Below are 25256 nucleotides of genomic sequence, written 5' to 3'. Positions count from 1 at the left end.
CGGTCAGGATACTTGGTTCTAGACCGGGTACGTGTGGACCTCGGTGGCTTTGAGGGTGGTTTGTAGGGGTTGGCCGGGGGTCAGGTGGAGGTCGGCTACGGCGGCGGGGGTGATGTCGGCGAGGACTTCGGCTGGGCCGGTGGGGGAGGCGTTCAGGCGGACTCTGACGGTGTGGGCGTGCTGTTCTATGCCGGTTACCACCGCGGGCCACGTGTTGCGGGGGCTGCCGGTGGGGGCTTCTGTGTAGAGGCTTACGGCGGTGGGTGGGAAGGCTACGTGGACGCCGCCGGTGGCTGGTTCGGCGAGGGTTATGGTGCCGCCGTCGGTGAGGGTGACGGTGGTGCCGGAGGCGGTGCCTCGGTAGAGATTGAGGCCCACTAGTTGGGCCACGTAGTCAGTGCGCGGGCGGTGCGCCACCTCAGTGGGCTTACCTTCCTGGACTACCTGACCGTTCTCGATGATCACCAGACGATCAGCCAGCACCATGGCGTCCAGCGGGTCGTGGGTGACGAGCAGCGTACGTCCCTCGAAGCGAGACAAGTGTTGGCCAAGCTCAGCCCGCACATGCAGCGTCGTACTCGCATCCAGAGCGGCAAGCGGTTCGTCGAGCAGCAACAGCTCCGGCTCCGTCGCCAGGGCTCGCGCCAGCGCCACCCGTTGTGCCTGACCACCGGACAGAGCACGAGGACGAGTACGCGCGTACTCCGCCAGCCCCACGACCTCCAACCACCGCGCAGCCTCCGCGCGGGCGGTCTGCTTCTCCATCCCGCGGGCGCGAAGCCCGAACGCCACGTTCTCCAAAGCGCTCAGGTGGTTGAAGAGCAGGTAGTCCTGGAACACCACGCCGATCGGCCGCCGCTCCGGCGTACGGAACGTGTGCGGCGGCTCGTCCCACACCGTTGAGCCCAGCGCGATCCGTCCACCGTCAAGTGCCAGCAGTCCGGAGACAGCGCGCAGTGCAGTGGTCTTGCCGGCCCCGTTGGGCCCGAGCAGCGCGACAACCTCACCTGGCTCCACGGTCAGCTCCAGTGCGAGCTCGAAGGAACCACGGCTCACCCGCACGTCGGCGTACAGCGTCATCTGAGGTTCACCGCAACCCTCTGATCCAGCGCTCGCGCAGAGACGCCAGTACGACGACAGACACGAGCAGGAGAACCAGGCTGAGTACGACGGCCACGTCCGGATCGGTCTCCAACGCCAGGTACACCGCCAGCGGCATCGTCGTCGTACGCCCCGGGAAATTGCCGGCGAACGTAATGGTGGCACCGAACTCCCCCAGCGCCCGCGCCCAGCACAACACCATCCCCGCAACAACCCCCGGCGCAATGGACGGCAACGTCACGCGCCGGAACGTCATCCAGCGCCCGGCACCGAGCGTGGCGGCAGCCTCCTCGTACCGCGGGTCAGCCGCGCGCAGTGCGCCTTCAACGGAGATCACCAGGAACGGCATGGCGACGAAAGCCTCAGCCACGACCACACCTGCCGTGGTGAACGGCAACGACACCCCGAACCACGAGTCGAGGTACTGACCGACCAGCCCACGCCGCCCCAACACGAGCAACAACGCCACACCACCAACAACCGGCGGCAATACCAGCGGCACCGTCACGAACGCCCGGATCAGGCTGCGCCCTGGTAGTCCACCGCGAGCGAGCAGCCATGCCAGAGGAATGCCTAGCACGACACACAACGCAGTGGCGGCCGTGGCGCACACCAGGGATAACCTCAGCGCCTGCCAGACGTCCGCGCTCAGCAGCTTGGCAGGCAGCGTCGACCAGGGCGCTTTGGCAAGCAGCCCGATCAGGGGGACGAGCAGGAACGCCAGGCCAATGAGCGCAGGCAGCAGGAGTGCGAGGGGCAACCGCCCGCTGGTGCTCCTGCCACGGCGACTCACGGCGCGGAGAAGCCGGCCGCGGTCAGGACCGCTTTGCCCTTGTCGGACAGGACGTAGTCGACGAAAGCCTTCGCGCCGTCCGCGTTCGGAGCCTTGGTCAGGGTGGCGATCGGGTACTCGTTGACTGCCTTGCTCGCCTCCGGGAACTCGATGCCGTCGACCTTGTCCTTGGAGGACAGCACGTCGGTCTTGTAGACGAGCGCAGCGTCGACCTCACCGAGACCGACCTTGGTCAGCGCAGCCTTCACGTCCTGCTCGAGGCTGTCCGGCTGCGCGGTGATCCCGCTCGCCTTGAACACCTTCCCCGCCGCGGCGCCGCAGGGCACCTGCGGAGCACACAGCGCGATCTTCTTGCTCTTGTCGGCGAAGTCCTTCAAGCCGGTGATCTTGCCGGGGTTGCCTTTCGGTACGGCGATCTCGAGCGTGTTGCTGACGAAGTTCGTCGGCGTGCCCTTGTCCTTCACGTCGTCCATGTTCTTCGGTGCCGCCGAGGCGAAGACGTCGGCCGGCGCGCCCTCGTTGATCTGCTTCGCGAGCGCGGAGCTGCCGGCGAAGTTGAAGACCACCTTGACGCCCGGGTGTGCGGCCTCGAAATCCTTGCCCAGCTGGGTGAACGTCCCGGTCAGCGAGGCGGCCGCGAAGACGTTGACGGTCCCGGAGATCGACGAGGCGCTGGAGGACGGTGCGGAGGATGCCGGGGTGTCACCTCCGCACCCGGCCAGCGCGAACGTGGCGACAGCGGCCAGGGCGGTGACGGCGGTACGGCGGAACATCAGGCCTCCGGGATCTCGACGACGACGTGGGTGGACTTGATCGAGGCGACGGCGACGACGCCGGGCTCCAACCCGAGCTCGTCGGCGGCCTCCCGGCTCATCAGCGACACGACACGGAACGGCCCGGCCTGCATCTCGACCTGCGCCATCACGCCGTCCTTGAGTACGCGCGTGACGATCCCGCGCATCCGGTTCCGCGCCGACGCGGCGGCGGTGTGACCCGGCTCCGGTGTGTCCGCCAGCTGCTGCGCGAACGCGGCGAGCGCTTGCCCGTCGATCGCCATCCGCCCGTTCTCCTGCTTGGACGGCAACCGCCCCTGATCGATCCAGCGGCGCACCGTGTCGTCACTGACGCCCAGGAGCGCGGCTGCCTCACTAACCCGCAAACTCGGCACGGTACACAGCATACTTCCGCATCTGCGGATTGATGCCAGTTGTCCACAATCACGGATCGGTGACGGAAAGCGGGGGTGAATCCTCGTAAGTTAAAGGGCATGAGGACAACGGCGATGCGGGACTACTTGGACGGGCCGCACAAGGCGGCGCGGGACGTCGTGCGGGCCGAGCTGGCCGCGCACGCCGACCTGGCGGTCCGGCTGCCGCACGACGAGTACCGGGACAGGGTGCTCGAGCTGCTGCAGCGCTCCGCCGCGAGCGGGCTGCCCGCGCGCGGCTTCCCGAAGGAGTACGGCGGGGCGGCGGACCTCGGCGGGTTCATCGCGGGCTTCGAGACCTTGGCCTTCGGCGACCTGTCGCTGATGGTGAAGGCCGGCGTGCAGTTCGGCCTGTTCGCCGGCGCGATCCTGCACCTGGGGACCGAGCGCCACCACAAGCAGTACCTGGCGGACGCGATCAGCGGCCGGTTGCTCGGCTGCTTCGCGATGACCGAAACCGGCCACGGGTCGAACGTCCAGGCGCTCGGCACGACCGCGACGTACGACGAGGCAACGGACGAGTTCGTCGTGCACACGCCGACCCCGGCGGCGCGCAAGGACTACATCGGGAACGCGGCCCGGCACGGGCGGATGGCGGCGGTCTTCGCGCAGCTCGTCGTCGGCGGGGAAAACCACGGCGTGCATTGTCTGCTGGTGCCGATCCGCGGCGAGGACGGTTCAGCCCTGCCCGGCGTCACCTTGTCGGACTGCGGGCCGAAGCTCGGGCTGAACGGTGTCGACAACGGGCGGATCGTCTTCGACCAGGTCCGCGTCCCGCGCGCGGCGTTGCTCGACAGGTATGCCCAGGTCGATGCCAACGGCAACTACACCAGTGCGATCGAGAACCCGGACCGCCGGTTCTTCACGATGCTCGGGACGCTCGTCCAGGGCCGGGTGTCGGTCGGCGGCGCGGCGATCAACGCGAGCAAGGTCGCGCTCACGATCGCGATTCGGTACGCCGCTCAGCGCCGACAGTTCGGCGCTCCGGGGAGCAGCGAGGAGGCGATCCTGCTCGACTACCGGATGCACCAGCGCCGGCTGCTGCCGTTGCTCGCCCGGACGTATGCCCTGCACTTCGCCCAGGCCGAGCTGGTCGCGGAGTTCGCCCGCGTCTTCGACAGCGAGAGAGACGGTGAGCGGGACGAGCACGACCGGCGGGCGCTCGAGGCACAGGCAGCCGGGACGAAGGCGCTCGGGACCTGGCATGCGACCGAGACGATCCAGCAGTGCCGCGAGGCATGTGGTGGCGCCGGCTACCTCGCGGAGAACCGGCTGGCCACGTTGAAGGCGGACACCGACGTCTTCACCACGTTCGAGGGTGACAACACGGTGCTGCTGCAACTGGTCGCGAAGGGCCTGCTGACCGACTACCGCAGGTCGTTCGGCGAGCTGGACCCGTTGGGTACGGCGCGGTTCGTCGCGGCGCAGGCCGTGGAGTTCGCGGTCGAGAAGGCGGCGCTCCGCCCGTTGATCGAGCGGCTGCGCGACGCCGTACCGAATCGTTCCGACGCTTCCGATCCGGATGCCGGGCTGCGGGACGGGGCGTACCACTCCGGTCTGCTCAGGTATCGCGAGGAGCACATGCTGTCCGGGGTGGCGCGGCGGCTGAAGGCCGGGATCGATGCCGGGATCGACGCGTTCGAGGTGTTCAACCGCTGCCAGGACCACGTGATCGCGGCCGGCCGGGCGCATGTGGACCGGGTCGTCCTCGAAGCCTTCCAGTCCGCAGTGCGAGACGCCCCGGAGGAGGTTCAGCCGGTGCTGCAGGACGTGTACGACCTGCACGCACTGTCGACGATCGAGGCTGAGCGCGCCTGGTACCTCGAACACGGCCGCCTGTCACCGGGCCGTTCGAAGGCGATCACTGCCCTCGTCAACGACCTCTGCGCCACCGTCCGCCCGGCCGCACCGGACCTCGTCGACGCCTTCGGCGTACCGGCCTCCGCAGTGGAGGTGCCGATGGTTGTACCGTCACAGGCATGAGTGAGTCGATCGAACCGGTGTCGGCGGCGGAGGCCGCTCGGGAGCTTGCAAGGGTGTTGCTGGAGCAGGCTGACGCTTTGGATCTGCATGATCTGCGGGCGACCGGCGCGATCGAGAACGTCCGGGTGCAGGCTCGGGCGCTCGCGGACGCGGTGCACGAGCGTGGCTGGGGTGACATCTTCCTCGGGATCGACTCCTACGACCCCGACGAGCTGGACGACCTGCCGCTCGGGCCGGACGACTTCGACGACCCGGCGGACTACCGGGAGATCGTCGAGGGCAACGCGCTGGACGACCTCGACGAACTGGAGGAGCCGCTGCTGCCCGAGAACGGGCTGCGGCTCAGCTACCAGGCGCGGTACGACTACGTCGTCACCGACCCGGACGCCTTCGTGCGGTACGTCCGCAGCCGCGCGCACGAGGCGCAGAACGAGGACGTCATCGACGACATCGAGGACGCGCAGTCGGCGTTCGAGCTGCTGTGCTACCTGGACGGCGTCGGCTCCAAGGAGTACGAGTCGTTCGGCCTGGTCCCTGGCGGCGGCGAGGAGTCGCACAAGGTGGTCAAGTTCTCGCTCTGGGACCTGGATCCGACCCGGCGCGACGACACCTACCCCTACTGACTCCCTACTGACCCCTACTGAACCTGTAGCAACGAGAACCGCCCCGCCGTACTGGTCCCCAGCAGCACCAGTACGGAGGGGCGGTCTCAATAAGAAGCGCCGGCCGTGCCGGGCGTTGGTCGCCACCTCACTGGCGACCAACGCCCGACCGAACACGGCCGGCGCCCTGCTGTTGCCCCGAGAGGGCAGTGGCCCGAAGGAGGGCGGTCCCGAGACCCATTCCGCGGCCGGCAGGGGAGGTACAGTCCGGTCGCGGACGGAAGTGCATCGGGAACCACCTGGACCCTGTGCCGGCGACCCGTCCGTCGCCGACAACAGAAACCTGTCATGCGGCCCCGCGTACCGGGAATCCTCCGGTTCAAACATTTGCATTGCCTTTGAAGTAAGCAACGCTCAGTAAGACTTTCCTGACTGTCCGTGCAAATGTTGCCTGTCGCAACAACTAACCACTCGTCAAGATCTCAACTGGGTAAGGACTGCGAGCACCCGGCGGTGCGTGTCGGGGGCGTCGTCGATCCGGAGTTTCTGGAAGATGCTCCGCATGTGACTCTCGACGGTCCGCTCGGCGAGCACCAGCCGTGCCGCGATCGCGCTGTTCGAGCGGCCCTCCGCGACCAGCGCCAGCACCTCGCGTTCGCGCGCCGACAACGCGGACAGCGGATCGCCGGCCCGGGTCGGCGTCACCAGCGCGGCGACGATCTCCGGGTCGAGCGCGGACCCACCGTCCAGCACCCGGCGCATCGCGTCCAGGAAGTCCCCGACCCGCAGCACCCGGTCCTTCAGCAGGTACCCGAACCCGCCGGTGCCGACCAGTTCGACCACGTGCCGGGTCTCGATGTGCTGCGACAGCATCAGGATCGGCCGGTCCGGCCGCTCCGCACGGAGCGTGACCGCGGCCCGGGCGCCGTCGTCGGTCATCGTCGGCGGCATCCGGACGTCGATGATCGTCAGGTCCGGGTCCACCGCGCGGACGACGTCGAGGAGCGTGTCGGCCGATTCCGCCGTACCGGCGACGTCGTGGCCGTTCTCGGTCAGCAGCCGGCGCAGACCCTCGCGGAACAAGGCGGAATCCTCGCCGATCACGATGCGCACGGGAGCTCCAGCGGGATCTCGACGGTGATCGAGGTACCGGCGCCGGGCGGGCTGTCCACGGTGAACGCTCCGCCGGCCGACGCGACCCGGTCCCGCAGCGACGTCAGCCCGAACCCTTCGGAGGCGCCGCCGACCCCGTCGTCGCGGACCACGGCCCGCAGTACCTGGTCCGTCACGCCGACCGCGATCGAGATCCGGGTCGCGCGCGCGTGCTTGAGCGCGTTCGCGATCGCCTCGCCCACAGTGAAGTACACCGCCGTCGCCGCGTTCTCGCCGACGTCGACCTCGGGTACGACGAGGTCGACCGGCACCGTGCTGTCCGCGACGAGGTGCCGCAGCGCGACCGCGAGCCCGTCGTCGAGCCGGCTCGGCCGCACGCCATGCGCGATCCGCCGCAACTCGGCGACCGTGTCCTCGAGCGTCTCCACGACCTCGTCGAGCTCCCGGTACGCCGAAACACCGGGCGAAAGGTGGTACTGCACGGACCGCAGCCGCATGCCGATCGCGATCAGCCGCTGCTGCGCGCCGTCGTGCAGGTCGCGCTCCAGCCGCTGCCGCTCCGCGTTCACCTCGTCCATCAACCGGGACCGACTGGTCCGAATCTCGGCCAGCGCCTCCTGGAGCTCCAGCCGCAGCCGGCTGACCTCGATCGGCAGCCGGGCCTCGACCGCGGCCTCCCGCGCGCGCCGGATCCGGCGCGCGGACGTCGTACCGAGGACCAGCGCGCCGACTACGGAATCGCCGGTCTGCAACGGGATCGCACCGTCCGGTACGGCGAGGTCGGCGCCGGGGCGGCGGAGCAGCACGCGGAGCGCGGGGTCGTCGAGGGCGGAACGCAGTACCGACTCGATCTGCTCCGGCTCGGCCTGGCCGTCGCGGACCCTGCGGACGAACGCGCGGATCCGTTCGAGCGCGACCGTACGGTCCGGGTCGACCAGCCGTCCGGCCGCGCGGTGGATCCACTGGTAGAGCGGGAGCAGTACGAGCGCCGTGACGAAGGCCGCGGTGGTGATGCCGACCCGATCCGGGAAGTATCCGCCGACGACGAGGACCACCGCCGCGAACACGCCTGCCGAGAGCAGCGTCGTCACGATCCAGCTGACCGTCGCGCCGAGCAGCCGGTCGATGTCGAACAGGTCGTGCCGCAGGATCGCCGCCGCGATCGCGCCGGGGACCACGAACAGCATCGCGACCAGGAAGCCTGTGTAGGCAACGACTCCCGGGGCACCGAGCGCAGTCGCCAACCAACTCGCGCCGAGCAGCAGCGGTACGGCGACGGCCGCCGCCATCAGCCAGCGCAGCCGCTGCCGGGTGAGCCGATCACCCCGGTGGTACCGCACGACAAGGCTCGACGCGGCCGCGAGCAGAACGCCCAGGAAGGTCGCGAACGCCGTGACGATCAACGCGACCCGCAGTGGTTCGGGCAGCCGAATCGGGAACCGGCCCTCCGACGGGTCCGAGGAGACCGTGAAGTTCACGAGGGCGGCGGAGAACGGCACCGCCACCCACAGCACCCTCCAACGGCGGCCGGGCAGCAGGCCGTCCGGGAACAGCAGCACCAACGTCACGAACCCCAGGAACAGCCAGGCCCAAGCGCCTGCACCGACCACGTCGACCACGCGTGCTGCGGGCCAGGGGTGGCCGGTGCGCACGGTTGTTCCCCAGTCCTCCACGGTGAAGACGACGGACGGCACGGTCGCCGTCAGGGCCAGCGCCGGGCCGATCGGGCTCGTCGGAACCCGGACCGCGATCAGCCAGCCGAGCAGCAAGGACGGCAACAGCAGGGCCGTCGACGTAGGCCAATCAGCCGGTGAGCCGACCGAGGGCGGTCCGTAGGCGAGTAGCGCGCGTACGGCGGCTGCCGCGACGAACACGGCCGTCGCGGCGACGACCAGACGCCGAGGCCGGAGCACAACCACATGATGACCGCGAACCGCCGCCCGCGCACCCGTGCCAGCACGTAATGGCCGGCCCGGAACGAAGTCCGGCGACAGCACCGATGCCACGGACCGGGTCGCGCGGCGATCGTGGCGGGATCAACTCATCGAGGAGGGGATTCCCGTGATCGCCATCGCTACCGTCCTGTTCGCCTTTCCGCTCGGTTTCTTCCTGCGGAACCGGCTCGCCGCGCACGTCGCGTACATTGCGATCTTCGCCTACTGCTTCACGTTCCAGACGCTCTACCTGCTCAGGGCCTGGGTGGGCGACAGCCACCAGGCCTTCCCGGCCGACCCGGACCGGCTCCCGTTCGGGTACCTCGCGGTGACCGGCGGGATCTACATCGTCGGCAACCTGCTCGTCGTGCTCGGGCACCGCGTCGGCAACCGGCGCCGTACCCGAGCAGTGGACCTCGATCCGGTCAAGTAATGCCTTCGGGAGGGACGAGGGTCAGGCGAGTTCGAGCTCCGTCACCGGACGGGCCGGCACCTCGCCGTACGTGGTGGTGCGCTGCCGCGCCGGGCGGCCGGCGGCGTCCGCCATCGCCGTCAGCTCGGCGATCGACTTGCGGCTGCCGTGCTTGGAGCCGGCCATCCGGCTGATGGTCTCCTCCATCAATGTGCCGCCGATGTCGTTCACGCCACCGTTGAGTACCGCGACGCAGCCGTCGACGCCGAGCTTCACCCAGGAGCACTGGATGTTGTCGATCCGCCCGTGCAGCATGATCCGCGCCATCGCGTGCACGGCCCGGTTCTCGTCGTACGTCGGACCCGGCCGGGCCACGCCCGCGAGGTAGATCGGCGAGTTCTGGTGGATGAACGGCAGCAGCACGAACTCGGTGAAGCCGCCGGTCTGGTCCTGGACCGCGGCGATCGTGCGCAGGTGCTGCACCCAGTGGTGCGGCGCGTCCACGTGGCCGTACATCATCGTCGAGCTGGACGGCAGGCCGACCCGGTGCGCGGTGCTGATCACCTCGATCCAGCTTGCCGTCGGCAACTTCCCCTTGGTGAGGATCCAGCGGACGTCGTCGTCGAGGATCTCGGCCGCGGTGCCGGGGATGCTGTCCAGCCCGGCCTCCTTCACCGAGATCAGGAACTCCTCGATCGACAGGCCGGTACGCACCGAGCCGTTCACGATCTCCATCGGGGAGTAGGCGTGTACGTGCATGTCCGGGACCCGGTCCTTCACGGCGCGGACCAGGTCGGCGTACGCCGTACCGGGCAGGTCGGGGTGGATGCCGCCCTGCATGCAGACCTCGGTCGCGCCGATCACCCAGGCTTCCTCGGCACGCTGGCCGACCTCGTCCATCGACAGCGAGTAGGCGTCGGCGTCGGTACGGCGCTGGGCGAACGCGCAGAACCGGCAGCCGGTGTAGCAGACGTTGGTGAAGTTGATGTTCCGGTTCACCACGTAGGTGACGTCGTCGCCAACAGTTGCCTTGCGCAACTCATCGGCAATCCGCGCCAACTCGTCGAGCGCGGGCCCGGTGACAGTCATCAGCGTGAGCGCCTGAGCGTCGGACAACCCCGCCGGATCCCGCTCCGCGGCGGCGAGCGCCGCCTTCACCTCGGCGGAGATCCGCTCGGGAGAGGTGGAGTCGGCGGCGGACGCGTCTGCTGCTTCGGCGGCACGGCGGGCTGCGACATCCTCGCGGAGGACGTCCCAGTCGCCGTAGGCGGCGTCGAAGTCCGAGCGGGTCTCGGTCCGGCGGCCTTCGGTGTCGATGGCGGTGTGGAGATCGGTACGGCCGACGCTGTCCCAGCCGCCGTCCGGCTCCTGCCAGGGCAGACCGACCGGCATCGCGGACTCGTTCGCCAAACCCGTCGCCGGGTCGACGAGGGCCTCGACGTGCGAGATGAGGCGCGGGTCGAGCCACGGCTCGCGCAGGTACTCCGGATGTGCCGTCAGCCGTTCGCGGAGGACGAAACCGGCGTCGGCGGTCACCTTCGCGAGGTCGTCGATCTGCGGCCACGGACGCTCGGGGTTCACATGATCGGGGGTCAGCGGAGACACCCCGCCGAAGTCGTCCACGCCGGCGTCGAGCAATGCGCGGCACTCTGCGAGGTCGACCAGGTTCGGCGGCGCCTGGATCCGGACCCGCGGCCCGAGCACGACCCGCGTCACCGCGATCGCGGCCAGCCACTCGTCCAGCGGTACGTCCTCGTCGTTGCGCATCGCGGTGTCCGGCTTCACCCGGAAGCCCTGGATGATCACTTCCTGGATGCCGTTGTACTGCCGCGCGATCTTCCGCAGCGCGAAGATCGATTCCGACCGCTCCGCCAGGGTCTCCCCGATCCCGATCAGCAGCCCGGTGGTGAACGGTACGTTCGAGCGGCCGGCGTCCTCGAGTACCCGCAGCCGGACGGTCGGGTCCTTGTCCGGTGACCCGAAGTGCGGCTGGCCCTTCTCCTCGAACAGCCGCCGGGACGTGGTCTCGAGCATCATGCCCATGCTCGGCGCGACCGGCTTCAACCGCTGCAGGTCCTGCCACGACATCACGCCCGGGTTCAGGTGCGGCAGCAACCCGGTCTCCTCGAGTACCCGGATCGCCATCGCGCGGACGTAGTCGAGCGTGCTGTCGTACCCGGCCTCCTCCAGCCAGGTCCGCGCCGCGTCCCAGCGCTGCTCAGGCGCGTCGCCCAACGTGAACAGCGCTTCCTTGCATCCGAGCGCGGCGCCCTGGCGCGCGATCTCCAGCACCTCGTCGGGCGACAGGTACGGCGCGTGCACCCGGCCGGGCGTGGTCGCGAACGTGCAGTAGTGACACCGGTCCCGGCACAGCCGCGTCAGCGGGATGAAGACCTTCTTCGAGTACGTGACGACGCCCGAGCGGCCGGCATCGGCCAGGCCCTGGTCGCGGACCCGGGCCGCGGTCTCCATCAGCGCGGTCAGTGCGTCGCCGCTCGCGGCGAGCAGCACCTCCGCTTCCGCCGGGTCGAGGGTCTTGCCGTCGGCCGCGCGCTTCAGTGCGCGGCGCATCGCAGTACTGAGTTCTGAGGTGGCCACGGAATCCGAGCCTAAGTCGCGGAAAACGGTTGATCCCGCGTTTCCGGGGACCAAAATCAATCCGTACAAACGTCCTGATAGTTTGCTGTTCGTGCAGGTCAGCAGGGGTGTCGACGGGCGGCGCGTGCGCGGTGAGCAGCGCCGCAGCGAGCTGATCAAGGCAACGCTGACGGTGATCGAACGCGACGGAGTCGCAGGTGTGAGCCATCGGGTGGTGGCCGCGGAAGCCGATGTCTCGGTCGCTTCGATCACGTACCACTTCCCGACCCTGGACGCTCTCCTCACCGCGGCACTGCAGTCCGCCGCGGAGGACCTGGCTGTCGAGCTGCACGGCCGCGGTAGCGAGCTCGGCCCGCGCCCGGCCGATGAGCTGGCCCGGCTGATCGAGCACAGCGTCGTACGGCGACGTGGCCGGACGCTCGCGCTCTACGAGCTGTACCTGTACGCCGCTCGCCGGCCCGAGCTGCGGGAGACCGCCGCCGCGTGGCTGGAGCCGCTGACCGAGATCGCCCGTACGTTCACCGCCGATCCGCAGAAGGCGCAACTGTTGGTCGCGGCGCTCGACGGCCTGTTGATGCAGACGTTGATCGGTGCTCGCGACCTGGACCGTGCCGACGTGGCGGCATTAATCGAGGTGCTGAAGTAGCGCCCGCCGGATAGGGTCGCGGGGAACTCGCCATCAGGGAGGTTCCCGGTGTCAGAGACTCCAGTGCAGCCGTTGTTCGCGTCCGCGCTTCGTGCCGTCCGGAAACTGCGGGAGCTCGGCGATCCACTACCCGACGACCTCGTTGCCCAGCTGTCGAAGCTGGAGACCAGTGAGCTGAGCGAGGCGGATCGCCGCGACCAGCTGCATGCCTTGCTCGAGCCGTTCGTGCTGGTGAAGACCGCGATCGACGAGCAAGGTGTCGCGACCTCCGCGCCCGGCGCAGCTCCGCCGCGGCTCGTGCAACACGGGTGGCGCAGCTTCCTGGTGCGCGTCGACAACCCACACCGGATCGAGGCGAACCTCGTCACCGGGGACGGTGGCGTCTACGGCCTGATCGACTACGAGAGCCACTCCGCACGGATCGCGCTGCACGACACGTTGACCGTCGTACCGCGGATCAAGGACGCCTGGCTGGACGCGAAGCTCGCCGGTCCCGATGCGCTGTCCGGCTTCGAGACCGAGTACCGGGTGATCAGCCTGTACGCGCGGGACAGCGGTGTCCGCGCGGGCGGATTGATGCTGTTCGCAACGGACGAGCACAACCACCGGAGCCTGAGCCGGACGTCGCTCGGACTCGCCGGGATGCGGACCAACTTCGAGCTGCGCGCGTACTCCGCGTCGTTCGACTTCGACTGTGCGCCGGCCCGTCAGATCGAGCTCGACATCCGCGAGCCCGACGGCCGCAGTTGCATGGCCGCGATCACGGTCACGGACGGGCAAGGACGTGTGTACCCGTCGAAGGCGATGCGGCTGGCGCCGGACATGTTCTTCCAGGAACACGTGTACCGCGCGACCGGTGAAGTGATCGCGCTGCCGGCGGGGCAGTACGAGGTGACCGCGATCCGCGGGCCCGAGTACCGCCCGGTGCGGTTCGCGACGGAGGTCGACGCGGGCACCGAGCGGATCGCGGTCACGCTCGACCGCTGGGTCGATCCGGCGAGCCGTGGGTACTACTCCGGCGACCCGCACATCCACGCCGGCGGGTGCTCGCACTACAACGTCCCGAGTGAAGGCGTCACGCCGGAAACCATGATCCGGCATGTTCGCGGCGAAGGTCTCTGGCTCGGCAGCGTGCTCACCTGGGCGCCGTGTTACTACCACCAGAAGCAGTTCTTCAGCGGTGCGTCGATCAGTCCGCCGGCGGAGCTCGAGGACCCGCCGATGCAGGCCGCGCAGGGCATGACCTGGACTCCGCGGCCGACCGACCGCGACGCCGAAAGCGCTTTACGGTACGACCTCGAGGTTTCCGGATTCCCGTCCAGTCACTCCGGCCACCTGATCCTGCTCGGTCTGACCGATCAGGACTACCCGGGCACGAGCGTCATCGAGGACTGGCCGTCCTGGAACCTGCCGGTACTGCGCTGGGCCAAGGAGCAGAACGCCCTCGTCGGCTACGCGCACTGTGGGATCGGGCTCGGCGTCGGCACCGAGGAGCTGCCGAACTACGTCGTGCCGTCGTTCCAGGGCATCGGCTCGAACGAGATCATCGTCGACGTACCGCTCGGCGCGGCCGACTTCCAGTGCGGTGCCGAGTTCGCGCCCGCGGCCGAGCTGAACATCTGGTACCACCTGCTCAGCGTCGGCTACCGCACGCTGATGCTCGGCGAGACCGACTACCCGTGCATCTACGACGAGGGCCCGGGCGTCGGGCGCACGTACGTACGACTCGCCGAACCGCCGACCGGCCCGCAGGCGATCGAGGCCTGGATCAGCGGGCTGCGGGAGAACGGGTCGTACTTCGGTGACGGCCGGAGTCATGTGTTCGACCTGGCCGTCGACGGCGACGTCAGCCGCGAGCATCCGTTGGACGCCACCGGTCCGGTCCGGGTCAGTGCGACGGTCGCTGCCTGGTTGCCGGAGGAGCCGCCTGCCCCGCCGCCGACCCGTCCCGTGTACAGCGCGCCGGTGGGCTGGCATCTCGAACGGTCCCGGATCGGTACGTCGCGGACCGTCGAGGTCGAGGTCGTGCTGAACGGGGTCGCTGTCGCGACCCAGGAGATTGTTGCCGATGGCACCGAGCAGGAACTGACCTTCGACGTGACGGTGGAACGGTCGTCCTGGCTCGCGGTGCGGATTCTGCGCAGCGTGCACACGCAGCCGATCTTCCTCGAGGTCGGTGGTCGGCCGATCCGCGCGTCCAGGCGTAGTGCGCAGTGGTTGCACGACTCCGTCGACCAGCTGTGGAAAGCGAAGTCCGGCTTCATCCGGGAGAGCGAGCGGGAGGCCGCGCGGCAGGCGTACGACGAGGCGCAGGCCGCGTACCTGTCGAGGCGAGCAGAATGCGAGGTCGACTGATGACGCACCAGGCGCCGGCGATGGGTTGTTGCGGGCCGGTCGCGACGGATGCTCCGATCGCGGTCACGATCAACCCGGAAGCGCGCGTGAACGTCGCCCGTAGCGGCGCGCCGGTCGGCACGTTGACCACGGGTGAGTGGCACACGATTCCCGTCACGGTCGTCAACGACGGCTTCGTCACCGGACCTCTGGTTGTCGAGGCGGAGCCGGTTCCCGGACTCGAGCTCGACGCAGCGGCGAACGAGCTGACCGGCGAGCATCGGCAGGACGCCGCTTTCCGCGTCCGGCTCGACGAGCCGACGATGGTGGACGTGACGCTGACGTTCCGTGCGCTCGGAGCGCTCGGCGGGCTGGCGAATCACAGCACGGTCAACTTGCTCCTTTCGTCGATGAGGTAGTGCGCGAGCTACCTCTGGCCGGGTGCTCAGGCCAGCGTCTTCCCGGCCTGAGCACGGTTGGCTGGGCGGATGCTGAGGTTGTCTGTCGGGGCATTGCGGACCAGGTGGCAGTTGTTCGCCGGCGCGGTGGTGGCCGTCGCGCTCGGAGTCGGTTTGGTGCAGTCCGACCTGCAGTTGCTGGCGGCCACCGATCGGCCGGTGCTGCCGTCCGGGTTGTCGGCGTACGAACGTGCGCACGTCCGGGAAGGGTACGTCGGCGCCGCGACGCTGCTCGGAATGTCGGTCATGCTCGCCGCGTTCCTGAGCGTGTTCATCGTGAGTACGACGTTCGGGTTCATCACCGTGCAGCGGCGACGGGAGTTCGGGCTGCTCCGGTTGGTCGGCGCGCAGCGCTGGTACCTGTGCCTGATGGTCGTGATCGAGGCCGGGCTGCTCGGCGTCGCCGGCAGCGTGCTCGGCGTACTGATCGGCTTGGTAGCCACGGTCGCGCAGTCGTGGTTGCTGGTGCAGCTGAAGATGCTGCCGCCATGGTTCGACGCGCCGTGGGACACGGGGGCGGTGTGGGCGGCGATGATCATCGGGGTCGGGACGGCGTTGGCCGGCGTACTGGCCGCGGCCTGGCGGGCGTCGCGGGTGAACGCGCTCGAGGCGATCGTCGAGGGGCGCGCGGCGCGGCAGGTGATGACACGGTGGCGGTGGTTCTGGGGCTTGTGCGCAGCCGCCGGCACCGTACTGCTGGTGATCGTGGCGCAGGCGGCGCGGGACCTGGTCGCCGGGTTGATGATCGGCCTGGTGGTGATGATCAGTGGGTCGATCGCGTTGAGCCAGCTGAGCCCGGTCGTCGTACCGCTGGTCGGGCGGATCCCGGCGGTCGTTGTTCGTGGCAACTTGATCGCGGATCTGGCCAGGGCCGGGGTGCTGCATGCGGTACGGCGAAGTGCGGCGACCGCGGCGCCGTTGATCGTGCTGGTCGGGCTGATGGTCGGGATGTGGGGCACGTTCGGGTCCTTGGCGAAGGCGGTCGGGGTCGAGCAGGAGCGTCTCGTCACCGCCGACGTGGTGGTCGATCACGCGGTCGGAAGCGGTCCGGGAATCGCGGTTTCCTCGGTGCAGACTGCCGTACCGATCACCGTGGCGCGGGGGCGGAAAACGGTGTACTCCGAGGCGGTCGGGATCGATCCGGTGGCGTACCAGCAGACGCACACGCTGCGGCCGCGGAAGGGGTCGCTGGATCGGCTGACCGGGAACACGATTGCGATCGGGCCGGGGATGGCGGCCGAGGGCTACCAGCTCAGCTCGACGTTGAAGGTTGCGCTTGGCAACAGACAGGTGCACGTGCGGGTGGTGGCGATCATGCCGGAAACGCTGGACGTCAGCGAGAACTTCTTCATTCCCAGGGCTTTGCTACCGGCCGGTGGGCGGACCCAGTCACTGGTGAAGCTCGCGCCGGGAGGATCGCTCGATGGGCAGTCCGTGAAGCAGTGGGCGGCGGCGCGAGGTGAGGCGCAGCAGCGGAGCAACGCCGACCTCTTCGCCGCGCTGATGGGGCTGGCCGGGATCTTCACCGCGGTCGCGGTCGTCAACGCGGTGGGGATGTCGACGGCCGATCGGCGGCAGGAGTTCACGTTGTCGCGGCTGGCCGGGATGACACGCGGTCAGGTCGTCACTGTGGCGGTGGTCGAATCCGGGACGGTCGTCGTGGTCGGCGTACTGCTCGGATCGTTGGTCGCGGCGGCTGCGTTGGCGGGTGTTGCCGCCGGGCCCTACGGCCTTGCAGCGTTGGCGATTCCGTGGCGGTTGCTCGGGTTGATCTTCGGGTCGGCGCTGATCGTGGTCGGCGGCGCGGCAGCGATCACCGCCGCCCGGGCGACTTCTCGCCGGCTCGGCACATACTGAGCAGGATCACGTGGTGGAACGGGCGGATCAGGTTGTAGTAGAACCGCCCGGCCGGCCGCAGGAACTTGACCAGCGTGACGACCTGGAACGTTGCCGGTCTCTCATTGTCGGTGATGATCGCCAGGTAGCCGATCAGGTGGTTGTCGGTGACCTCGAGCAACAGGTAGTGGTCCTCCTCGCCGCGCACCACGGTGAAGAAGGCGTTCTTCTCGCCGGGTGTGAAGCTGACGGTTTCCGGTCGCGTCCGGCGCGAGTCCGGTACGCCGGCGGTTTCGAGTCGCAGTACGGCGGCCACGGCCATCCGCACCGCGAACAGCCCTTTGACCCAGACCGGGGTGTGGCTCAGGGCGTTGGCGGTGAACTCGCGCAGTGTGACGTCGCCGTGGGCCGTCTTCACGTCGATCTCGTCGACGACCGGGATCAGGTCGTCGAGTACGTGCAGCGTCGTAGGCATTCGCACTCCGCTAGTCGATGAGGCGCAGAACGAGGTCGTAGATCTTCCGCACGTCCCGCTTGCCGATCGGCGGCACGACCTGCTCGGCCCCGATCAGGATCAGGTACAGCAGTTGCGCGAACCGATCCGGATCCACGTCGGCGTCCAGCCCCCGGCACAGTTTCTTCAGGTACGCCGTCCGCGCCTTGTCCACCCGCTCCTGCGCGACCCGTACGTCAGGATCCTGCAACGCCCACGCCCGCACCGCGATCTCCAGCCCCGCAGTGTCCGAGTCGGCCAGCACGAGCTGCAACAGATGCAACAACTTTTCTTTCGCGGCACCGGACTTCTCCACGGCATCGATCAACCGAGTCGTGTACCGAAGCTCGAAGTGCTCCAGCAAAGCCGCCTTGTAGCCGGCGGTTCCTTTGAAGTGGTGGTAATACGACCCTTTGGTGACTCCAAGCGCTCCCGTCAACCGCTCGATCGTCACCGCCGGAGCACCCTCCGCGGCGAGCAACCCCAACCCGGCATCCAACCACTCACCCCGACTGACCATGGCCAAAACATACCATACTGTTTGGTATGCTCCACCTCGCGAGAAAACCCGCCGGAGAGATTCTCTCCGGCGGGTTGTCGGTTGGTCAGGCGTCGGCTGCGGTGAGGGCTTCGGCTTCGGCTTCGGAGTGGTTGGCGGGGGTGCGGAGGTGGGAGAGGGGCTTCCAGCCGGTGGCTAGGACGCCGACGGCGAGGAGGACGGCGATCGCGCCGACGTAGAACGGGAGTTGGATGTTGAACTCCTCGCCGAGTTTGCCGGCCAGCCACGGGGCGACGGCGCCGCCGGAGAAGCGGACGAAGGAGTACGCCGCGGACGCCGTACCGCGTTCGACCGGCGCGGCACCCATCACAGCCTCGGTGATCAGGGTGTTGTTGATGCCGAGGAAGAGGCCGGCGATGATCACGCCGATCGCGAGTACCGGCTTGTGGTGCGCGTACACGCCCATCACCGCGAGGTCGACGGCGAACAGGAACAGCACCGTCATCGCCACCGGCAGCGTGCCGAACTTGGCCTGCAGGCGCGGCGCCACGAAGACCGACGTGAAGGCCAGGCAAAGGCCCCAGCCGAAGAAGATCAGGCCGATCTGCCGCGCCGACATCGCCAGCGGGAACGGCGTGAACGCCAGCAGGGTGAAGAACCCGAAGTTGTAGAGCAACGCCGTGACCGCGACCGTCGCGAGCGAACGGTGCCGGAGCGCCTTCAGCGGCTCGATCACCGACGTACGACGAGCCTGTGGCGGGGAGGCAGGCAGCAGGAACGCGGTCGCGGCGAGTGCGATCGTCATCAGGACCGCGACGCCGAAGAACGGGCCGCGCCAGGAGATCGTGCCGAGCTCGCCACCGACGAGCGGGCCGGCCGCGATCCCGACACCGAGCGCGGCTTCGTACAGGATGATCGCTTCGGCGACCGAACCGGAGGCCGAGTTCACGATCGTGGCGAGCGCGGTCGCGATGAACAGCGCGTTGCCCAGGCCCCAGCCGGCCCGGAAGGCGACGATCATGCCGATCGAGTTGGACAGGCCGGCCAGCGCGCTGAACACGACGATGATGGCCAGTCCGATCAGCAGGGTGCGCTTGGCGCCGATCCGGCTCGAGACCGCACCGGTGATCAGCATCGCCACCCCGATCACCGCCATGTAGCTGGTGAACAGCAGCGAGACCTGGGACGGGCTCGCGTGCAGTTGTTCGGCGATCGGCTTCAGGATCGGGTCCACCAGGCCGATGCCCATGAACGCGATCACGCAGGCGAACGCGACCGCCCAGACGGACTTGGGCTGCTTCAGGAACGACGAGTTACTCACCGGGGCGTGTCCTCCAACGATTCAAGGGTGAGGAGTTTGTGGATGACGGCGACCGCGGCCTCGAGGGTGGCGAGGTCCGTCGCGGGCAGCTGACCCAGGTGCGCGGCGAGCGCCTCGCCGGCCTGATGGCGGGCGCTGCGCAGTTCGGCGAGACCTGCGTCGGTGAGGCTGATCAGGCTGGCGCGGGAGTCGGCCGGGTCCTGGGTACGCAGTACCGAACCCTGCTCCTCGAGCCGCTGCACGAGGTTGGACATGGTCGGCTGCGAGGTCCGGTCGGCCTTCGCCAGGTCACTGATCCGGGCCTGCCCGAGCTCGTCGAGCCGCCCGAGCACGCGCATCGCGGCATGCGGCAGCGTGTTCACGTTCCGGGTGGCGAGCCGCGACAGCCGCGTCGACGCGACCACCAGCGCTTCTCCGAGCCGGGTCAGGTCAGTTGCGATCACATCCACAAATATACATAGCTTTGCTATGTATCTCCACCGAAGTGAAGCAGCTCACGGCCGGCGGACTCCGCAGACGTCGGCTGCTATGCGGAACAGGCGGACGCAGTCCGGCGGCCGGTCCCCCTCGAGTGCCCGCCGGTGGATCTGCTCCAGCGCGGAGCCGGCGGCCTCGGGCGAGCCGAGCATCAGTTCGCAGAACAAGCGCAGTTGGGCGGCGAGCTGTTCCTCTTCGGACATGCCGTCACGCCCGGTCAGAGGCCGAACAGCGGGAACAGTCCGGGGCCGTGGTAGGCGACGATCCTGCTGACGCCGTGCGGGGTGAGTGTCAGTACGTGTAGTGCGTGTGGACGGTACGTACCGTCCGCGCCGCGGGCGTACACCGCGAAGGCAGGCTGTCCGTTGGCCGAGGTGGCGACCAGTTCGGCCGGCCCGATCGTCCGCATCTGCTTGGCCAGGAAGGCGACGATCGTGTCGCGGCCTTCGAACCAGTTGTCGATTGGCGGCATCTCCAGGCGTGCGTCCTCGGTCAGGACCGCGACGAGTTGATCGACGTCGGCGGTTTCGAAGGCCTTGGCGTAGCGGTCGAGAAGCGCTCGCTGCTGTGGTTCGGAAGGTTCGGTGACACTGTCCTCGCTGAGCGGAACGACCGCTCGGGCTCGCTGTAGCGCGCTGTTGACGGCCGCGGTCGTCATGTCCAGCAGTTCGGCGACCTCGGCGGCCCGCCACTGCAGTACGTCGCGAAGGATCAGCACGGCACGCTGTCGCGGTGGTAGTTGCTGGAGTGCTCCGACCAGGGCGAGGCGCATCGTCTGTCGTTCCACCACGGCTGTTTCGGGATCGACCGGGGCGGCTGTGAACAAGTAGTCGGGGATCGGCTGCAGCCACGGTACTTCGGGGCTTTGCTGGACCAGCCGAGCATCCGGGCTCGAATCGGGCGCGCCGAGGTCGGCGGGCAGCGGCCTGCGCCGGCCCTTCTCGAGCGCCTTGAGACAGGCCCGCGCCGCGATCCGGTACAGCCAGGTCCGTAGCGAAGACCTGCCCTCGAACCGGTCGTAGGCCCGCCAGGCGTCGAGAAGCACGTCCTGTACCACTTCCTCGGCCTCGTGGACCGAGCCGAGCATGCGGTAGCAGTACGCCAGCAACTCCCGTCGGAACGGTTCACTCAGCGTCCCGAAATCCTCGCTGCCGGCCTCGGACTCAACCACGGTGCGCATGATCCGCCCTTCCTCGTCGGTTGTCGATGTGGCGCTCAATAGCCGATGGTGAAGCGGCGCTGCACGAAGCGCGGAAGCTCGACCTCGTCGAGAACGGCAACGGCCGCATCCTCGGCGGAGATCCGGCTGCGGCCCTCGCCGTCGACCACGGGTTGGTCGCCGCCGATCCGGAATCGGCCGGTGCGTTCGCCGGGGGCGATCTCCACGGCCGGGCTGAGGTAGGTCCAGAGCCGGTTGGAGGTGCGGAACAGGTTCAGCGCCTCGCCGTGGCCGCGCATCGCCGTCGCGTACTCGCGGGGCAGGCCGAAGCCGTCGATCGCGGCGTGCAGAAGGTCGTCGGAGTCGGCGAACACCCGCCCTGGCTCGAGTTCGAGACTCGCCGCGCCCCCGATCACGATGAGCCGGACCCGGGGAAAGCTCGCCAGCGCGGTCAGCAGCGCGTTCGCTGCCCGCGCGTACATGCCGGGGTCGGCGATGGCGCGTGCCACCGCGTCGGCGGGGTCCTGGGCAGCGTTGCCGACTCCGAATGCGCTGACCAGGACGTCGAGGCCGGGCAGTACGTCGGCGATACCGCCGGTCTCGGTGACGTCGAGTTGCTTCCACCGGATGTTCGCGCGGTCTTCCCGAACGCCCGAGACATCGCGGCTGAACGCCGTGACCTGGTGACCGCGGTCGAGCGCCTCCGTGACGACACGGCTGCCGATGGTGCCGGTGGCACCGATGACTCCGATGTGCATGATTCTCCAGTAGTGGAAGGGAATTCGTGTCAGCTGACTTTGATGTCGGTCATGTCGATGGCAACCAGGACGGAGTGGTCGTCGGTGTACGCGCGGCGCGTGGCCGGGATGATGATGCCGTCGACGCTGCGGTAGTCGGCGGCGTACAACTGCGACTCGGTGTCCGGATCGACGATGTCGATCGTGAAGTCGTGGCGGCGCAGCAGACCGTCCGGGCCGAAGCAGAAGACCTGCTCGTGGGTGTGGGTCCTGATGTGGTCGGGGAACCGCACCCGCAGCCGCCGCCAGGTTTCACCGTCGACGTCGACGGGTGCGAGCTCCGTGCAGACGAAACCCGCCGACGTGAACACGAACGGCGTGTTCAGGTACGTCCACAGAGCTTCGCCGGTGAAGTACGCCAGGTGCAGGTCGTCCCACGGCGTCTCGAACCGGTGGCCGTCGAACGACCGCTCCGGGTCGTCGCGAGCCTCGACGACCGTGCCGTCGAGTTGCTGCAGGACGACCCGGTCGGGTCGGAAGAGTGATCGCAGGTTCCGGCCGGCGAAGTCCATCGTCAGCCGTTCCTGCGTCGTGTCGACCTCGAAGTGGACGTCCTTCATCGCGTCGCTCTTTCCTTTGAGCTGCCAGAAGGCGCCGGTGATGTTGGCGTCGACGCGGATCGTCCGGATCCGATTCCAGCGGTCCATTCCGCCGTGCGCGGCGACCGCGGTCGCGAGCAGATCGTTCATGAACTTGCCTCTCACGGGCTCAATCGACGATCAGGCCGCCGGTCAGGTTGGCGACGGTTCCGGTGATGGCCGCCGCGTGGTCGGAGGCGAAGAAGACCGCCGCCGAAGTGAGTTCGGTCAGGGTCGTGAGGCGCTTGCGGTGGGTCATCGCGGCCTCGGCAGCGGTGAGCTGGTCCTTGGGGATGCCCAAGGTGTCGGCCTGCAGTCCGAAGACGACATCGATGACGGGTGTCTCGACCATCGCGGTGGTACGCAGGCAGATCGAGCGGACGCCGTACTGGGCCCATTCGGAGGACAGCGCTCGGTTGAGGGCCTCCATTGCGGCCCAGCCGACGCTCATGCCGCCGACCAGGGGCATGGGCAGGCGGGCAGGTTCCGGAGTGTGCATCATGATCACGCCCGAGCCGCGCGGGATCATGTGCCGTGCCGCGGCCTTCGCGGTCACGAAATGAGCCTCGGCGTACGTCGTGACCGGTCGCAGGAAGTTGTCAACGGGCAGCTCGGTGAACGGGATGCCCTGTAGCCCTCGTGGTGAGATCCCGATGGCATTGAATGACACGTCGATGGAGCCGGCGTCGGCGACGACCGCGTCGAGGTGCTCGGAGACGGATTGCTCGTCCGCAGCGTCGACCACGGCAGCTTCGACGGCTCCGCCCGCCGCGGAGATCTCCTTGGCGACGGTGTTCACGTTGTCGGGATTCCGCCCGGTCAGGAACACCTTCGCGCCGGCTTCGGCGAATCCACGGGCGACCGCGCCGCCGACTGCTCCGCCGCCGCCGTAGACGACCACGTTCTTGTTCTCCAGCAACATTTCCTTCTCCTTCGGACGAGGCTTCTACTCGTACAGAGGAGGCCGGTGATCGAAACTCATCGGAGCCCGGCGAATCCCGGCGGCGCTACAGTGCGATGCGTGCGGTACGACGAGTTCCTCGAGCGCTACAAGGCGGCGCAGCGGGAGTGGCGGCTCGGGCGCGTCGACGCACGCGAAGCGCTGGCCGGGTTGCGTGACGTCGTACCGGCGATCGATGACCAGCGGTTGCAGCAGACGGCGGGCTTCCTGATCGATCGATGGGCGGCGCACACGTCACCCGACGCCCGGGAGCGGATGGAGCGCGTGCAGCGGATCGCTGCGGAGGCGGAGCGGGACGAGGGTGACGCGCGCGAACGTCTGACCCGGTTGGAGGACGGGATACGCGACATCACGGCGGTCGCGCTCGAGACGGACGACGAGTTCGAGCAGTACGCCGTACTCGCGGTGAACGAACCGCTGGCCCGGCTCGCGGACAGTTGGCGAGCGGAGCTCGGGGGTTGATGCGGCCTGCCTCGTTCGAGGAGTTCATGCGGGTGCAGCACCTGGCCGCGATCAACGTCACCGGTGCCGACCATTCCAGCTGGAACGGGACGTACGACGTCCAGCCGTACGAGCTGACCGACGACGGCAAGCTGGTACTCGGCTCGGCCGGCTGGGACCACACGATCCGGTACGACGAGGAACGGGTGCTGCGGCCGCTCCGGGAGATGTTCCGGTACGCCGGGCAGCAGGTGGACGACGCGACGCTGCTGCGGTACCGCGAAGCGCTCGCCGTGGTGTACCACGAGAACCTGCATCTGCTCGCCGGACCGGGTACCGAGCATGCGGACGCGCAGCAGGACTTCCGGATCGACGCGGTACGGGCGTTCGAGGAAGGCGTGACCGAGAGCTACGGCCACGAGACGCTGGACGACTACATCGACGAGCTCCAGCTGGATCTCGTTGCCCCAGGCATCAAGAACGTGATCGGGCTGATGGCGTACGAGCGGTTCACCCCGGCGGCCGAGACGCTGGCCTACGAACTCGGGACGCTGGACGAGGCCGATCGCCTCGAGATCCTTCGCCGGATGGTAGTCGTCAACGCGACCGGTAAATGGACCGTCGCCGCCGGAATCATCGCCGACCGCTACGGCCTCGGCGCCCCGCATTTCGCGACCGAACGCGTAATAGCGGAGCGCCGGATCACCAACGCGATGTGGAAGCACTTCGGCAAGCTTCCCGGGTTGTCGATCGTCGCCTCCCACCAACTCTTCAGCCGCTCGGCCGCCGTCGGACACCAGGCATTCGAAGAAGCCCGGGAAATCGCCGGTGAGTACTTCGCCCGCCGCATCTCTTTCGGCGGCGTCGCATCACCCGCGCGCGGCACGTCCGGCTGGGGCACGTACAGCACCCGCAGCGGCCCGCCCCAATCCCTCAACCGCCGACCCGAGCCTCCCGATCTCCGGCCTTGAACCACCGCACAGGGCCTTTAATTGTCCCATGGTAAAAGCCGTTCTCGGGAGTGCGGTGTTCTTCTTTGTTGCGCCGTGCGTCGTCGGCGGGGTGTTGCCGTGGTGGGTCAGCGGCTGGGCGGGTCCGCGCTTCTGGCCCGGGTTGATCATCGTCGCGGCCGGCGCTTTCGTCGTACTGCGGGCGTTCGTCCGCTTCGTCCGCGAAGGCCGCGGCACCCCCGCCCCGATCGCCCCGACGCAGGACCTCGTCGTGGGCGGCGACTACCGCTTCGTCCGCAACCCGATGTACGTCGGCGTCGTCGCGGCGATCCTCGGCCAGGCACTGCTCTTCCTCGACTGGCGGGTTCTCGTGTACGGCGTCATCGCGTGGGCGGTGATGGCGTCGTTCGTCCACTGGTACGAGGAGCCGGTACTCCGAGCCCGCTACGGCGCGCAGTACGAGGAGTACTGCCGCGTCGTACCGGCCTGGATCCCGAAGCTTTCGCGGACTGCAAAGTTTCAGGGTTAATAGTTTGCAGTGGGTGCAAGTTTCTGCCTAGCCT

General features: G+C 68.5%; 26 protein-coding genes. 10 read left to right on the top strand and 16 right to left on the bottom strand.

Features of this window, described 5'->3' with window-relative positions:
• Positions 1-18: 18 nt before the first annotated feature.
• From FB475_RS12400 to FB475_RS12385, 4 genes are read right to left on the bottom strand one after another with little or no spacing between them, the layout of a single operon-like run.
• Positions 19-1080: an ABC transporter ATP-binding protein gene (locus FB475_RS12400; RefSeq protein ID WP_141855522.1), complete on the bottom strand. Its 1062-nt coding sequence runs from the start codon at positions 1078-1080 to the stop codon at positions 19-21.
• 7 nt (positions 1081-1087) lie between these two features.
• Positions 1088-1861 (bottom strand): molybdate ABC transporter permease subunit, encoded by a 774-nt coding sequence (gene modB, locus FB475_RS12395; protein ID WP_238332114.1) that lies wholly within the window; start codon positions 1859-1861, stop codon positions 1088-1090.
• A gap of 29 nt (positions 1862-1890) precedes the next feature.
• The gene (gene modA / locus FB475_RS12390; RefSeq protein ID WP_141855517.1) at positions 1891-2667 is read right to left on the bottom strand and encodes a molybdate ABC transporter substrate-binding protein; all 777 of its coding nucleotides are present in this window, start codon (positions 2665-2667) and stop codon (positions 1891-1893) included.
• Positions 2667-3062, bottom strand: a complete 396-nt coding sequence (locus tag FB475_RS12385) for a TOBE domain-containing protein (RefSeq protein WP_141855515.1) — start codon at positions 3060-3062, stop codon at positions 2667-2669. The genes modA and FB475_RS12385 overlap by 1 nt, the downstream gene beginning before the upstream one ends.
• 99 nt (positions 3063-3161) lie before the next feature.
• On the opposite strand from FB475_RS12385, the gene FB475_RS12380 reads away from it, so the two are divergent.
• Both FB475_RS12380 and FB475_RS12375 read left to right on the top strand, forming a co-directional pair.
• Positions 3162-5084: an acyl-CoA dehydrogenase family protein gene (locus tag FB475_RS12380; protein ID WP_141855513.1), complete on the top strand. Its 1923-nt coding sequence runs from the start codon at positions 3162-3164 to the stop codon at positions 5082-5084.
• Entirely contained in the window at positions 5081-5707 is a 627-nt protein-coding gene (locus FB475_RS12375) for a hypothetical protein (protein WP_141855511.1), read from the top strand. The genes FB475_RS12380 and FB475_RS12375 overlap by 4 nt, the downstream gene beginning before the upstream one ends.
• 453 nt (positions 5708-6160) lie before the next feature.
• Here the strand turns inward: FB475_RS12375 and FB475_RS12370 are convergent, their stop codons facing one another.
• Both FB475_RS12370 and FB475_RS12365 read right to left on the bottom strand, forming a co-directional pair.
• A complete protein-coding gene (locus FB475_RS12370; RefSeq protein WP_141855509.1) occupies positions 6161-6799 on the bottom strand; it encodes a response regulator transcription factor in 639 nt (212 codons plus the stop codon).
• Positions 6787-8712: a sensor histidine kinase gene (locus tag FB475_RS12365; RefSeq protein ID WP_141855506.1), complete on the bottom strand. Its 1926-nt coding sequence runs from the start codon at positions 8710-8712 to the stop codon at positions 6787-6789. The genes FB475_RS12370 and FB475_RS12365 overlap by 13 nt, the downstream gene beginning before the upstream one ends.
• Positions 8713-8860: 148 nt before the next feature.
• Between FB475_RS12365 and FB475_RS12360 the strand changes: the two genes are divergently transcribed.
• Positions 8861-9166, top strand: a complete 306-nt coding sequence (locus FB475_RS12360; protein ID WP_141855504.1) for a hypothetical protein — start codon at positions 8861-8863, stop codon at positions 9164-9166.
• A 21-nt stretch (positions 9167-9187) separates the two neighbouring features.
• On the opposite strand, the gene FB475_RS12355 is transcribed toward FB475_RS12360, so the two are convergent.
• Positions 9188-11716 carry a bifunctional FO biosynthesis protein CofGH gene (locus tag FB475_RS12355; protein WP_141857946.1) on the bottom strand — a complete coding sequence of 843 codons (2529 nt, stop codon included), beginning with the start codon at positions 11714-11716 and terminating at the stop codon, positions 9188-9190.
• Between the two features lie 118 nt (positions 11717-11834).
• Here FB475_RS12355 and FB475_RS12350 point away from each other — a divergent pair, with 118 nt between their 5' ends.
• The 4 genes from FB475_RS12350 (at position 11835) to FB475_RS12335 (ending at position 17038) form a co-directional block, all read left to right on the top strand.
• Positions 11835-12389, top strand: coding sequence for a TetR/AcrR family transcriptional regulator (locus tag FB475_RS12350; RefSeq protein ID WP_141855502.1), 555 nt, complete (start codon positions 11835-11837; stop codon positions 12387-12389).
• 48 nt (positions 12390-12437) lie between these two features.
• A complete protein-coding gene (locus tag FB475_RS12345) occupies positions 12438-14744 on the top strand; it encodes a CehA/McbA family metallohydrolase (protein ID WP_141855500.1) in 2307 nt (768 codons plus the stop codon).
• Positions 14744-15142, top strand: a complete 399-nt coding sequence (locus tag FB475_RS12340; protein ID WP_141855498.1) for a hypothetical protein — start codon at positions 14744-14746, stop codon at positions 15140-15142. The genes FB475_RS12345 and FB475_RS12340 overlap by 1 nt, the downstream gene beginning before the upstream one ends.
• A 69-nt stretch (positions 15143-15211) precedes the next feature.
• Positions 15212-17038, top strand: coding sequence for an FtsX-like permease family protein (locus FB475_RS12335; RefSeq protein ID WP_141855496.1), 1827 nt, complete (start codon positions 15212-15214; stop codon positions 17036-17038).
• Here FB475_RS12335 and FB475_RS12330 read toward each other — a convergent pair.
• The 9 genes from FB475_RS12330 to FB475_RS12290 form a co-directional block, all read right to left on the bottom strand.
• On the bottom strand, positions 16995-17492 hold the full coding sequence (locus FB475_RS12330) for a DUF2867 domain-containing protein (RefSeq protein WP_141855494.1): 498 nt from the start codon (positions 17490-17492) through the stop codon (positions 16995-16997). The genes FB475_RS12335 and FB475_RS12330 overlap by 44 nt on opposite strands.
• A 10-nt stretch (positions 17493-17502) precedes the next feature.
• Positions 17503-18030, bottom strand: a complete 528-nt coding sequence (locus FB475_RS12325) for a TetR/AcrR family transcriptional regulator (RefSeq protein ID WP_141855492.1) — start codon at positions 18028-18030, stop codon at positions 17503-17505.
• A gap of 85 nt (positions 18031-18115) precedes the next feature.
• Entirely contained in the window at positions 18116-19330 is a 1215-nt protein-coding gene (locus FB475_RS12320; protein WP_238332112.1) for an MFS transporter, read from the bottom strand.
• Positions 19327-19773, bottom strand: a complete 447-nt coding sequence (locus FB475_RS12315) for a MarR family winged helix-turn-helix transcriptional regulator (RefSeq protein WP_141855490.1) — start codon at positions 19771-19773, stop codon at positions 19327-19329. The genes FB475_RS12320 and FB475_RS12315 overlap by 4 nt, the downstream gene beginning before the upstream one ends.
• A gap of 51 nt (positions 19774-19824) precedes the next feature.
• Positions 19825-20010, bottom strand: a complete 186-nt coding sequence (locus tag FB475_RS12310; protein WP_141855488.1) for a hypothetical protein — start codon at positions 20008-20010, stop codon at positions 19825-19827.
• 14 nt (positions 20011-20024) lie between these two features.
• Complete coding sequence (locus tag FB475_RS12305) at positions 20025-20987, bottom strand: sigma-70 family RNA polymerase sigma factor (protein ID WP_202878311.1); 963 nt, start codon at positions 20985-20987, stop codon at positions 20025-20027.
• 35 nt (positions 20988-21022) lie between these two features.
• On the bottom strand, positions 21023-21724 hold the full coding sequence (locus tag FB475_RS12300; RefSeq protein ID WP_141855486.1) for an NAD(P)-dependent oxidoreductase: 702 nt from the start codon (positions 21722-21724) through the stop codon (positions 21023-21025).
• Between the two features lie 29 nt (positions 21725-21753).
• On the bottom strand, positions 21754-22467 hold the full coding sequence (locus FB475_RS12295) for a hypothetical protein (RefSeq protein WP_202878310.1): 714 nt from the start codon (positions 22465-22467) through the stop codon (positions 21754-21756).
• Between the two features lie 4 nt (positions 22468-22471).
• Positions 22472-23263 carry an SDR family NAD(P)-dependent oxidoreductase gene (locus FB475_RS12290; RefSeq protein WP_141855484.1) on the bottom strand — a complete coding sequence of 264 codons (792 nt, stop codon included), beginning with the start codon at positions 23261-23263 and terminating at the stop codon, positions 22472-22474.
• Between the two features lie 99 nt (positions 23264-23362).
• Between FB475_RS12290 and FB475_RS12285 the strand changes: the two genes are divergently transcribed.
• Genes FB475_RS12285 through FB475_RS12275 form a run of 3 tightly spaced genes read left to right on the top strand, consistent with a single transcriptional unit; the run spans position 23363 to position 25222 of the window.
• Positions 23363-23764 carry a hypothetical protein gene (locus FB475_RS12285; RefSeq protein ID WP_141855482.1) on the top strand — a complete coding sequence of 134 codons (402 nt, stop codon included), beginning with the start codon at positions 23363-23365 and terminating at the stop codon, positions 23762-23764.
• A complete protein-coding gene (locus FB475_RS12280; RefSeq protein WP_141855480.1) occupies positions 23764-24714 on the top strand; it encodes a hypothetical protein in 951 nt (316 codons plus the stop codon). Before FB475_RS12285 ends, FB475_RS12280 begins: the two co-directional genes overlap by 1 nt.
• Before the next feature lie 28 nt (positions 24715-24742).
• Positions 24743-25222, top strand: a complete 480-nt coding sequence (locus tag FB475_RS12275; RefSeq protein ID WP_141855478.1) for a methyltransferase family protein — start codon at positions 24743-24745, stop codon at positions 25220-25222.
• Positions 25223-25256: the final 34 nt, after the last annotated feature.

It is taken from the genome of Kribbella jejuensis (genome assembly GCF_006715085.1).
Lineage (GTDB): Bacteria > Actinomycetota > Actinomycetes > Propionibacteriales > Kribbellaceae > Kribbella > Kribbella jejuensis.
Note: the sequence above shows the minus strand (reverse complement) of the source record. Positions and strands in the feature narration are given on the sequence as shown.